General features: G+C 37.8%; 13 protein-coding genes. 4 read left to right on the forward strand and 9 right to left on the reverse strand.

What is annotated here, in order from left to right; all coding sequences use genetic code 11:
• Positions 1-266 precede the first annotated feature (266 nt).
• The 3 genes from NZ519_07710 to NZ519_07720 form a co-directional block, all read right to left on the reverse strand.
• A complete protein-coding gene (locus tag NZ519_07710; protein MCS7028634.1) occupies positions 267-1,355 on the reverse strand; it encodes a hypothetical protein in 1,089 nt (362 codons plus the stop codon).
• 28 nt (positions 1,356-1,383) lie between these two features.
• On the reverse strand, positions 1,384-2,007 hold the full coding sequence (locus NZ519_07715; protein MCS7028635.1) for a rhomboid family intramembrane serine protease: 624 nt from the start codon (positions 2,005-2,007) through the stop codon (positions 1,384-1,386).
• A 104-nt stretch (positions 2,008-2,111) separates the two neighbouring features.
• Positions 2,112-2,474 carry a hypothetical protein gene (locus NZ519_07720; GenBank protein ID MCS7028636.1) on the reverse strand — a complete coding sequence of 121 codons (363 nt, stop codon included), beginning with the start codon at positions 2,472-2,474 and terminating at the stop codon, positions 2,112-2,114.
• A 113-nt stretch (positions 2,475-2,587) separates the two neighbouring features.
• On the opposite strand from NZ519_07720, the gene NZ519_07725 reads away from it, so the two are divergent.
• The 3 genes from NZ519_07725 to NZ519_07735 all read left to right on the forward strand — a co-directional run bounded on the left by NZ519_07725 (position 2,588) and on the right by NZ519_07735 (position 4,675).
• Positions 2,588-2,773 (forward strand): hypothetical protein, encoded by a 186-nt coding sequence (locus NZ519_07725; GenBank protein ID MCS7028637.1) that lies wholly within the window; start codon positions 2,588-2,590, stop codon positions 2,771-2,773.
• A gap of 224 nt (positions 2,774-2,997) precedes the next feature.
• Entirely contained in the window at positions 2,998-3,336 is a 339-nt protein-coding gene (locus tag NZ519_07730; protein MCS7028638.1) for a hypothetical protein, read from the forward strand.
• Entirely contained in the window at positions 3,221-4,675 is a 1,455-nt protein-coding gene (locus tag NZ519_07735; protein MCS7028639.1) for an LptF/LptG family permease, read from the forward strand. Before NZ519_07730 ends, NZ519_07735 begins: the two co-directional genes overlap by 116 nt.
• Here NZ519_07735 and NZ519_07740 read toward each other — a convergent pair.
• The 6 genes from NZ519_07740 to recJ form a co-directional block, all read right to left on the reverse strand.
• Positions 4,672-5,886, reverse strand: a complete 1,215-nt coding sequence (locus NZ519_07740) for a hypothetical protein (GenBank protein MCS7028640.1) — start codon at positions 5,884-5,886, stop codon at positions 4,672-4,674. The two genes, NZ519_07735 and NZ519_07740, sit on opposite strands and share 4 nt — an antisense overlap.
• Positions 5,887-5,989: 103 nt before the next feature.
• Complete coding sequence (locus NZ519_07745) at positions 5,990-6,205, reverse strand: hypothetical protein (GenBank protein MCS7028641.1); 216 nt, start codon at positions 6,203-6,205, stop codon at positions 5,990-5,992.
• Positions 6,206-6,388: 183 nt separating this feature from the next.
• Positions 6,389-6,604: a hypothetical protein gene (locus NZ519_07750; GenBank protein ID MCS7028642.1), complete on the reverse strand. Its 216-nt coding sequence runs from the start codon at positions 6,602-6,604 to the stop codon at positions 6,389-6,391.
• Positions 6,605-6,627: 23 nt separating this feature from the next.
• Positions 6,628-8,055, reverse strand: coding sequence for a nicotinate phosphoribosyltransferase (locus NZ519_07755; GenBank protein ID MCS7028643.1), 1,428 nt, complete (start codon positions 8,053-8,055; stop codon positions 6,628-6,630).
• Entirely contained in the window at positions 8,037-8,204 is a 168-nt protein-coding gene (locus NZ519_07760) for a hypothetical protein (GenBank protein ID MCS7028644.1), read from the reverse strand. The genes NZ519_07755 and NZ519_07760 overlap by 19 nt, the downstream gene beginning before the upstream one ends.
• A 479-nt stretch (positions 8,205-8,683) precedes the next feature.
• The gene (gene recJ / locus NZ519_07765; protein ID MCS7028645.1) at positions 8,684-10,426 is read right to left on the reverse strand and encodes a single-stranded-DNA-specific exonuclease RecJ; all 1,743 of its coding nucleotides are present in this window, start codon (positions 10,424-10,426) and stop codon (positions 8,684-8,686) included.
• A gap of 91 nt (positions 10,427-10,517) precedes the next feature.
• On the opposite strand from recJ, the gene NZ519_07770 reads away from it, so the two are divergent.
• Entirely contained in the window at positions 10,518-10,697 is a 180-nt protein-coding gene (locus tag NZ519_07770; GenBank protein ID MCS7028646.1) for a hypothetical protein, read from the forward strand.
• Positions 10,698-10,871: the final 174 nt, after the last annotated feature.

A 10,871-nucleotide genomic window follows, 5' to 3' on the forward strand; every position in this document is an offset into this window, starting at 1 on the left:
TCTTTTGGTGTTGTTTTGGGGGGGGGGGGGGTCACCCGCGTTCTCCCCCCCCCCCACCCCCCATTAATCCCTTGCCCAGGGGGTGGGCGGGTGGGGGCGTAGCACCGTTAGCCCGTAGCACGCCGACCTTGCCCGCATGAGCGCAGTGAAACGCAGGGCAAGGACACGCCCAAAAAAGAATTAACACTTAGCTCCTAATAATGCTACTTTGCGTAAAAAACAGACTTCATAATCAAAAAATACCTTCAAACTATTTACACTTAACCTTATTCTACCCAGTCCGCTATGAATAAATTAGTATCATAAGTACCACCATTATTACGGTTGGAGGCAAAAACTAACTTTTTACCATCAGGTGAAAACATTGGAAAAGAGTCAAATGTTTTGTCATAAGTTATTTGCTCTAAACCTGAACCATCCAGGTTAATCATGTACAAGTTAAACTGAAAACCCCTCGAAGAGGCATGATTACTAGAAAAAATTATTTTTTTACCACTCGGATGAAAAAAAGGCGCCCAATTCGCTTTACCTAAATGAGTAACCTGACGCATGTCCGAGCCATCTACATTGCAGGTAAATATCTCCATTTGGGTAGGCTGAACTAAATGCTGACTCAACAGCTCTTTGTACTCTTTAATCTGTTCCTCCGTTTTTGGACGAGAAGCACGAAAAACAATTCTTTTGCTATCAGGTGAAAAAAAAGCGCCCCCATCATAACCTAATTCATGAGTAATTTGCTTGATATTCTTTCCATCAATATCACAAACGTACAATTCCAAATCCCCGCTGCGGTCAGAGGTAAACACAATTTTTTTGCCATCAGGTGAAACTGTAGCTTCAGCATCATAACCCTTACCTGTGATAAATGGCGTCGTTTTGCCTGTCTTTAAGTCAGTTAAGTAGATATCGTAATCCTGATAAATAGCCCACACATATTTACCTTGTTTGCGTTCGGGAACAGGCGGACAAGATTTATCTCCTGCGTGCGTGCTAGAATAGATGATATGTTTGTTATCTGGCATAAAGTAGGCGCAGGTAGTTCTTCCAAAACCAGTGCTTACTTTTTTGGGGTTTTTGTTAGGAATGTCAGAGAGGTCATATAAATGGATTTGGTCACATTGATTACCCCATTTTGCATAATCGGACTGAAAAATTAAATACTTACCGTTCGGACTAAAATACGCTTCTGCATTATTGCCTCCAAAGGTAAGCTGACGCACGTTTTTGAAATGTTTTTCCTGGGGGTAGTGGATAGTTGTGTCGGAATGATTATTTGAGTGAGTTTTGATCCGAATATGAATTGGATTTGAAATAAATAAGCTTAACGTAAGCACAATAAAAAATATTTTTGCCATAATTTTGGAACTTTAAACAAGTTATGATTTAATAACGTTTCTGTTTCCAGTACAATATCAAAACTAATCCGATAAGCATTCCGCCTAAGTGAGCAAAGTGCGCCACATTTGATGTAGGTCCTGTGCCTCTTATAATGCTGTACTGATTGGTTACGCCTGCATATAATTCAATAGCGGCATATAGTGCCACAAAGTATTTTGCACGTATAGGAATGAAAAAATAAAGATTAATATAGTTATTAGGGTATGTTACTCCAAAAGCTAAAAGTAATCCAAATACTGCTCCCGAAGCTCCCACCATGGGAGGATAAAAGCCACTGTCAATGGTCAGGTATTCTACCAGTAAATACAAACCTGATGCACCTAATCCGCAAGTAAAATAATAGGTCAGAAAGCGTTTTGTACCCCAAGTAGCTTCCATAGCACTACCAAACATCCACAGGGCAAGCATATTAGAAAAAATGTGTCCTATGCTACCATGTAAAAATATATGAGTAACAAGTTGGTAGGGTTGAAAAAAGTCATAGGGGGGTAGATTCGCAGGATGCCATAAAGCACCGTATTGTAAGAGGTTGATGGGTAGGGTAGCCGTAGCCAAAAATGCAATAAAGTTAATGATGAGTAAGTTTTTTACGCCTTCAGTGATAAACATGAATATAGAATTGCAACATGCAAAAATGTAAAAAGTTTAATAAGTAAACAAAAAAAGCTGATATGTGCATATCAGCTTTTACGAAAATAAAAGTTATCAGAGTTTTATCTACCGAGTAAATAAAGGATAAGTAAAACTAGCAATATGATAAGGAGAACACCTATCACTAAACCTATTACATCAATCCCTAGTAGGGCTAGCAATACAATAAGTAAAACGGCTACAAGTATTACCACTACGGTTTCAGCTGCACCGACGGCTTGAGTTTTGAGAACATGTTTCTTCCATTTTTTTTCTAAAACCTTTTTAACAATTTTAGTTTTAAGTTTCTCTTTTTCAGATTTTGCAGGTTTTTGAATGGGAGTAGTGGTAGTACTTACATTACACACTCCTGCTGCCATGCTTAGTGGTAAGTTCAACAGAAAGATGCCTATGAACAATACCAAGATTAAGATATGCTTACTCATAGTGGCAAAATTACAATCTTTTTTGAAAAACAAAATAAAATTTTTCAATTAAAGGTACGTATTAGATTGTAATAAGTTCTATAATGGATTAGGTTTATTTTTGGGCGTGTCCCTTGCTGCGCAAGGGTCGGGCTACTGCGCACTACGCTGACGCTTCGGTGCTACGCTATCGCTTCGCACTGCCTAACGGCATGCTCCGTATCCCTCACGCAAGCTGTATTTTGATATTTTACCTGATTTTTATACCTATCTTTGCTTTACCTTGTTTTATTTTCATTATCAACTACTTACAAGGTTAAAATTTTTTACTTTGTTTTAAATACATTTGTTTTATCTTGTTTCGCATTGGTTTTCAAGCATATACAAGGTTAAACCTTGAATACATGGACTTTTGATAGCATTTTAACCCCGAATACACAAGTTTTACTCTGTTTTGCGTTGATTTTGAAGTATTTACAAGGTTAAAATATATTTTAATCTTATTTAGTGTTCATTTTCAGATACTTACAGGATTAAAGTTTGAATGAGTGGACTTAGCCTGCTAACAGCTTGCGTGAGGTATGCGGAGGGCGTGCGTCAGCACGGTGCGAAGCCCCTCGCACACGCCCTTAATCCCTTGCCCAGGGGGTGGGGCGTAGCACCGTTAGCCCGTAGCACGCCGACCCGAAGCGCAGCGAAGGGACACGCCCAAAAAAACCTTATCTCTGACTATCATACCTCCAATTGTTGTTCGTATTTTTGCTTGTATGTTCAAACATCTGTACCGTTTAATACTGCGTTCTTTTATAGGTCCTTTTTTTGTTACGTTTTTCATTGCCCTGTTCGTGTTAATGCTTCAATTTGTTATGAAATATTTAGATGACTTTGTTGGAAAGGGACTGGCTACGCAAGTAATAGTAGAACTACTAACTTATGCCATAGTTCCTTTTGTATTGTACGCTTTACCTATGGCTATCTTGCTTTCCTCTCTGATGACCTTTGGCAATTTAGGCGAGCACTATGAATTAGTAGCGATGAAATCCGCAGGAATTAGCTTACCAAGAATAATGCTACCATTGTTTATTATTACCTTTTTTTTATCCATAGGGCTGTTTTTTTATGCGAATATTGTCATACCTAAGGCAAACCTCAATTTTTATAGCCTTTTATATGATATTACCCAAGCAAAACCCGCCTTTCAATTAACTTCAGGAACTTTTTACAACGGTATTAAAGATGTAAGCATACAAGTACGAAAAGTGGATAATGCAACAAATACACTAACAGATGTACTAATATACGACCATACCGCTAATCTTGGTGCTAATAAAATTATCATTGCTAAACAAGGTAAAATGGAGTTCACCCAAGATAAAAACTATTTAGTCATGACACTTTACAACGGTTGGCTGCATGAGGAACTACTACCTGAACCTAATAAATCTAAAAACTCACCTCATGCCACTACTTATTTTCATAAATACACTACCTTGTTTGATATATCTTCATTACAACTCAACAGAACAGATAAAAAACTATTCCTTCACTCAGAAAAGATGAAAAATAATACACAGCTCCAACGCATGAAAGACTCTCTACAAAAAGAAATAGAACGAATGATAAAAAATGCTAAAGACTATTTCAGACCCACCTTTCATTACGATAGCACACTCAAAAAACAAAATGTAGAATTTAACAACAATCTAAGCACCAAACCTATAATACAATGGTTTCCAAAGGATAAACACAATGTAGTATATCGCAATGCGTTCAATCAAGCACAAGGTCATCGAGACTATTTGGTTGGATACCGAAATGATATCATAGAAGCAAAAAAAAGACAAGTTAAGGCAGAATTAGAGTATCATCAGAAGTTTGCTTTACCTGTAATATGCATTATTTTTATGGGGATTGGGGCGCCGTTAGGGGCTATTATTCGCAAAGGGGGTTTAGGTTTGCCTACCGTAGTTTCTACTGTGTTTTTTATCTTGTACTGGATTATTTCAGAATGGGGCAGAAAAATGGCGATAAAAAAAGAAATTGCTGCGCTGCACGGCGCATGGCTTGGAGTATATATTTTATTACCTATGAGTATTTTAGTAATTTATTTGGCTACCACAGATGCCAACATTTTAGATACTACTTATTACAAAAGCATCTTTTACAAATGGATAAAAGGTAAGCGGTATTTATCTACTGATCGTACAGAGCAAAAATACTAATTCATGCATACACGTTTAATAAAGTTAACCCACTCTTCCTGGGTAGTTTGAGGTAGCTTAGGGGTCAAAGTTAAACGTTCAGGAACTTTGATGTTTGGAGGAAATTTATTGTCATTGATATACGCTTGCTTGATTTCTTTCCAATTTTCGCCTAAACCGCAAGGAACTTTGTAAAGTAAATTAGAGGATATATCAAACCATTGTAATTTATCCCAGGTTTTACCGAAGTCTTTGGGGAGCTCGGTTATTCTATTTTGGTGCATTAAGCATGAAATAAGTTTAACCCAAGTTTTTCCAAAATCTTCGGGTATTTTGTTGATACCGTTTGCATACAAATGTATTTCTCTTAATTCTGTACAATGGTTTAGCCATCCGTTTGGGATAGTAGTTTGATTATTTGCAGAGAGTACAAGATATTTCAATTTGTTCCAGTTTTTTGCGAACTCTTCGGGTAGAGGTGCTAATTTAGCATTATGAGCAGAGAAAAAAGTGATCTCCCGCCAGTTTTCTCCAAAGTTGTTAGGTAGTGTGAGCATACTTTTGCGAGGCGTATTATCATTAAGTGTGAAGGATTTAAGCTGTACCCAAGTAGCCCCGAACCCTACTTGAATGGAGTCTATGCGATTATCGCTGCAATTAAAGGTATTTAACTTTGTCCATGATATACCAAGCCATTGAGGTAGAAAATAAATGTATGTTCTCTTGATAGTAAACTGCTCTAACTCATTCCAATTTATGCCGAAGTGAGTGGGTAGATCTCTCAAAGTACAGTTTTCTATATGAAATTTTTTGAGTTTTTTCCAATTCTCTCCAAATCCTTCGGGTAGGGTATGTATGAGCGTATAATCAAAAGTAAATTCTTCTAACTCCGTCCAGTTAGTGCCGAATTTTTTAGGTAGGCGGGTAATCCGATTGTTGAGCATTTTGAATTTTTTAAGTTTATTCCAGGTAGTGCCAAAATCCTCGGGCAGTTTAGTTACTATATTGTTAGTTATATCTAATGTTTCTAAATTGACACATTCTTTTAGCACAGGGTACAGTTTGTAAGTAAATAAGGAGTCATTTACCTCGTAGTAAAATTGTACATGATATACTTGTTTTGGGTCAATATCGGGGTCTCGCAGGTCGTAGTATATTTTATCTTTTTGTGCGTTGGTGAGAATAGGGATGAAAGACAGAAATACAAAAAAAGTGATGATTTTTTTAATCATAGTGCAAAATTACAAAAATAACGTGGTTAGTATTTAAACCTCATTTTGAAACTAGTTTTAGGTATTTTTACTGATGGGTTGAGTTTTGAGGTAAGTATTTATTTTATTTTGGGCGTGTCCCTCGCTGCGCTCGGGTCGGCGTGCTACGGGCTAACGGTGCTGCGCCCCACCCGCCCTTGGGCAAGAGGTTAAAGTATGGGCGAGGGGCTTCGCACCGTGCTATCGCACGCCCTCCGCATGCCTCACGCAAGGACCTTTGCAGGTCGGCAGAATCTTTATCTAAAACTTTATCTTGTAAGTATATGAAAATGAATATCAAACAGGGTAAAAATAGATTATAACCTTGCAACTTATTGAAAACCAATTGAAAATAAGAAAAAGGCTAAATTTTCAGGGTTAAGAGGTATGGAAGCTTCATGTATTCGAGGTTTAACTTCTTACATGTTTGAAAATGAAGGCAAAACAAAGTAAAATAACATCACCTTAAACAAGGTAAAAAATTTTAATTTTTTAAGTGTTTGATAATCAACATCAAACAAAGTAAAGCAGGGACGCACTTAAAAACAAGGTAAAACATCAAAATGCTATTTGCGTGAGGGATACGAAGCATGCCGTTAGGCAGTGCGAAGCGTGAGCGTAGCACCGAGCGTGAGCGTAGTGCGCAGTAGCCCGACCCGAAGCGCAGCGAAGGGACACGCCCAAAAAATATAAAATCCATTCGCTCTTTATGTAATACAGTACCTATGACTTTACCTTAACATGCTGCTTTTTAAGCTGATATAAATTCTGCTCTAAACCTACAAAATAATCACTAATAGGAGTTATACCTTGAATACCTGAACTAAATTCAGACAATCTTTTTTGTGTGTTATCTCTTGCTTGTGTAGCATTAGGTATATCATATACCAACTTACCATTTTTAATTATCTTAATCAACAAATCTCTGTATCGCGAATACTGTGAAGTTTCTAATACTTGACTTTCATTTTCTTGATTAACGACGAAGGCAGAATAAGGTAAATTTTGGTCTATGAGCATATCGCATATTGCAATGTTGTTTTCATCATAAAATCTGCGTACCTGCTGAATACCTGGATTAGAGATTTTTATTGCAATTTCAGAGATTTTAATTTTATATTTCCATTGGTTATCTTCCCAAAGTGCGCCCAATTTATAGACGCCTCCGAGTGCAGGTTGGTCTTTTGCTGTTACCAAATTAGTACCTACTCCCCACACAGTAATAACAGCTCCCTGTTTTTTTAGGTCTGCAATCACATACTCATCAAGGTCATTGCTGGCTACAATTTTTGTATCCGTAAAACCTGCTTCATCAAGCATCTGGCGAGCTTGTTTGCTTAAAAAAGCCAAATCTCCTGAGTCCAAACGTATGCCTGCCAAAGTATATCCCTTTTGTTTGAGAATATGTCCTACCTTAATAGCATTTTTGACTCCTTCTATAGTATCATAAGTATCTACCAAAAATACACAATTGTTGGGTAAAACTTTTGCATACTGTTCAAAAGCTTCTAATTCGGTGTCAAAAGCCATGACCCAAGCATGCGCATGCGTACCCTTGACAGGGATACCATACATCTTGCCAGCTAATACATTAGAAGTAGCATGACATCCACCTATGTATGCGGCACGCGAAGCAGCTAATGCACCATCTATTCCTTGCGCTCTGCGTAATCCAAACTCTAATATTTCATCACCTTGACAAATACTTATCAATCGTGAGGCTTTAGTCGCAATAAGCGTCTGAAAATTGATAATGCATAATAAACCCGTTTCTATTAGCTGCGCTTGTATCAAAGGTGCAGTTACTCTTATCATAGGTTGATGAGGAAATACTATTTCTCCCTCTTCTACGGCATCTATGTCTCCTGTAAAAGATAAATTTGCTAAGTAGTCTAAATAATCAGGTTCAAAGAGGGGTTCTCCGTCATTTCCTTTGAGTTGTGAGAGGTATTGAATATCCTCTGTGGTGTATTTAAAGTTTTGTATAAAATCCACGGCGGTGGATAAACCTGCGGCTACTGCATACCCATTTTTGAAGGGAAGTTTGCGAAAAAATAAATTAAATACTGCGGTTTGTTCGGCTTTACCTGTTTTCCAGTAGCCGTATCCCATAGTAAGTTGATATAGATCGGTTAAAAGTCCGTAGTACATAAGTACAAAAATAGGATTTTTATTGTTGGGCGTGTCCCTCGCTGCGCTCGGGTCGGCGTGCTACGGGCTAACGGTGCTGCACCCCCTGGGCAAGGGGTTAAGCGTGGGCGAGGGGCTTCGCACCAAGCCTGACGGCTTGCCCTCCGCATGCCTCACGCACGTAGTATTTTGATGTTTTATCTCATTTGTACGCATACCTTTGGTTTACCTTATTTTATGTTGATTATCAAATACTTACAAGGTTAAGCTTTTTTACTTTTTTGAACTATATTTGTTTTATCTTGTTTTGCGTTCATTTTCAAGCATGTACAAGGTTAAATCTTGAATACATGGACTTATTACACCGCGTTTAACCCTGAATATGTAAACTTTACCTTATTCTCAATTGATTTTCAATGATTTACAAGGTTAAAATATATTTTTATCTTGTTTAGCATTCATTTTCAATTACTTACAAGGTTACATTTGAATAAGTGGACTTAGTCGGATAGCGGCGTGCGTGAGGCATGCGGAGGGTGCGTCAGCAGTGCGGAGCGCAGCGAAGCACCGAAGCGTTAGCGCAGCCCGCAGCACGCCGACCCGAAGCGCAGCGAAGGGACACGCCCCAAAAAAATAAGACAAAATATCTTTATATCCATTCAATATCTATTATTTTGAGTTGATGAGTTACTTTGTTGTTGAATACATTCTCTTGAAAGTGATAAATAATGTTAAAATACTTATGCTCTTTAAGTTTTTGTATTACTTCGGGAGTTCCCATATTAAACGCAATGGCATTAAAAAATATCTTATTATCTTGGGTAAGAACAAGTTGTAAATGTTGATTACCTACTACCCTGTAATTTTGTTCGCATCCTGAGTATAGAGATACTTTTTCACAAAAAAAAATAGGATCCATGTTTGCCGGACCGAAGGGTCCCATTCGTTTCAGGATTCGCATGAATTTAGCTTCATTAAGGTCTTCAAACTTACAAGCGGCATCAATATTCAAGATAGGTGTTAGACTGTGAGATTGTATAGTAGAAGTAACTACTTCCTCAAATTTTAGTATAAAAGCGTCTATGTTTTCTTTTTTTAGGGTCAGTCCTGCGGCGTACTTATGCCCACCATATTGTAAAAGCAAATCTCTACAAGCAGATATAGCTTCATGAATATCAAAATCATGTACGCTGCGAGCTGATCCTACTACCTTTCCTTCGGACTGAGTAAGCAAAATAGTGGGCTTGTAGTACCTTTCCAATATCTTTGAAGCAACTATTCCAATTACGCCTTTGTGCCAGTCCTCCTTGAATAAAACTGTACTTTTTCTTTTTTCATATATTTCTTTATTCTTTTCTATCATGGATATAGCTTCATCTGTGATAGCTTTGTCTAAATCTCTTCGGTTTTCGTTCATAGTGTTGATCTGATCGGCTAGCCCCTGAGGAGGATTATTTTGAGCAGTAAGCAATTCTATAACATGCTTAGCATGCTTTAATCGACCTGCTGCGTTAATTCTAGGACCTATTTTGAACACTAAGTCATTGGTATTCAGGTTCTGTTCTTGTGGAATTCTCGCAACCTGCATAAGCTCTTTTATACCAATTTTAGGATTTTCGTCCAGCAGTTTCATACCGTAGTACATCATAACTCGGTTTTCGCCTGTTACATCCACCAGGTCAGATGCTATGGAAACGGCTACAAAATCCAGTAGGTTATATACTTTTTCTTTTGGGATATTTAATTTTGAAGCCAAGGCTTGACACAACTTAAATCCTACTCCGCATCCGCTTAATTCTTTGTATGGATAAGGGCAATCTTTTCTTTTTGGGTCTAAAACGGCTATTGCTGCGGGAAGGGTCTCTCCAGGTAAATGGTGGTCGCAAATAATAAAATCTATACCTTTTTTAGTAGCATATTCTACTTTTTCGTGGGCTAAAATGCCGCAATCTAATGAAATGATTAGCGAAAAATTATTCTCCTGGGCATAATCAATACCTTGAAAGGATATACCGTAGCCTTCTGTATAGCGGTCGGGTGTGTAAAAGCCAATATATTGTTCATAAAACGGTCTAAAAAACCAGTACAATAGGCTTACGGCTGTGGTGCCATCTACATCGTAATCGCCGTAGATGAGTATTTTTTCTTTATGTTCTATTGCTTGGAGTATTCTTTCAACCGCTGCTTCCATGTCTTTCATTAAAAATGGGTCGTGTAGATGGTCTAACTGCGGTTTGAAGAAATGTTCTGCTTTTTGATATGTATCAATGCCTCTTTTTATCAGTATTTCAGCTAATGGATAAGGTAGATTATTCAAAATTTGAGATAATTCTTTGGCTTTTTTAGCTTCATCTTGGGTTAGTTGTTGATAGTTCCAGTACTTACAGCGCATAATTGCAAATGTACTAAAAGAAAAAACAAAGTGAATTGCGAAAACTTGTAACTTTTGAATTATGAACAAATTAGAGATTTTTAAGGGATAGTTGAAGTTTATTTTCGAGATATTTTTTTGGGCGTGTCCCTTCGCTGCGCTTCGGGTCGGCGAGCTGCGGGCTACGCTATCGCTTCGGTGCTACGCTGCGCTTCGCACTGCTGACGCACCCTCCGCATGCCTCACGCAAAAACCTTTACAGGTCGGCAGAGTCTGTTTATTCAAAACTTAACCTTGTAAGTAACTGATAATGAACATTAAACAAGCTAAAAATATACTCTGACCTCGTAAACATTTGAAAATGAATGCAAAATAAGATAAAGTTTGTCTAATCGGGCTAAAGAATCGTAACAAGTCCATGTATTCAAGGTTTAACTTTGTATATACTTGAAAATGAGTGTAAAAC

The organism is Bacteroidia bacterium (genome assembly GCA_025056095.1).
Lineage (GTDB): Bacteria > Bacteroidota > Bacteroidia > JANWVE01 > JANWVE01 > JANWVE01.

What these genes read in the sequence shown, in the direction of transcription:
- NZ519_07710 (MCS7028634.1), bottom strand. Translation starts at nt 1,355, where the DNA reads ATGGCAAAAATATTTTTTATTGTGCTTACGTTAAGCTTATTTATTTCA.
- NZ519_07715 (MCS7028635.1), bottom strand. Translation starts at nt 2,007, where the DNA reads ATGTTTATCACTGAAGGCGTAAAAAACTTACTCATCATTAACTTTATT.
- NZ519_07720 (MCS7028636.1), bottom strand. Translation starts at nt 2,474, where the DNA reads ATGAGTAAGCATATCTTAATCTTGGTATTGTTCATAGGCATCTTTCTG.
- NZ519_07730 (MCS7028638.1), top strand. Translation starts at nt 2,998, where the DNA reads ATGAGTGGACTTAGCCTGCTAACAGCTTGCGTGAGGTATGCGGAGGGC.
- NZ519_07735 (MCS7028639.1), top strand. Translation starts at nt 3,221, where the DNA reads ATGTTCAAACATCTGTACCGTTTAATACTGCGTTCTTTTATAGGTCCT.
- NZ519_07740 (MCS7028640.1), bottom strand. Translation starts at nt 5,886, where the DNA reads ATGATTAAAAAAATCATCACTTTTTTTGTATTTCTGTCTTTCATCCCT.
- NZ519_07750 (MCS7028642.1), bottom strand. Translation starts at nt 6,604, where the DNA reads ATGGATTTTATATTTTTTGGGCGTGTCCCTTCGCTGCGCTTCGGGTCG.
- NZ519_07755 (MCS7028643.1), bottom strand. Translation starts at nt 8,055, where the DNA reads ATGTACTACGGACTTTTAACCGATCTATATCAACTTACTATGGGATAC.
- NZ519_07760 (MCS7028644.1), bottom strand. Translation starts at nt 8,204, where the DNA reads ATGCGGAGGGCAAGCCGTCAGGCTTGGTGCGAAGCCCCTCGCCCACGC.
- recJ (MCS7028645.1), bottom strand. Translation starts at nt 10,426, where the DNA reads ATGCGCTGTAAGTACTGGAACTATCAACAACTAACCCAAGATGAAGCT.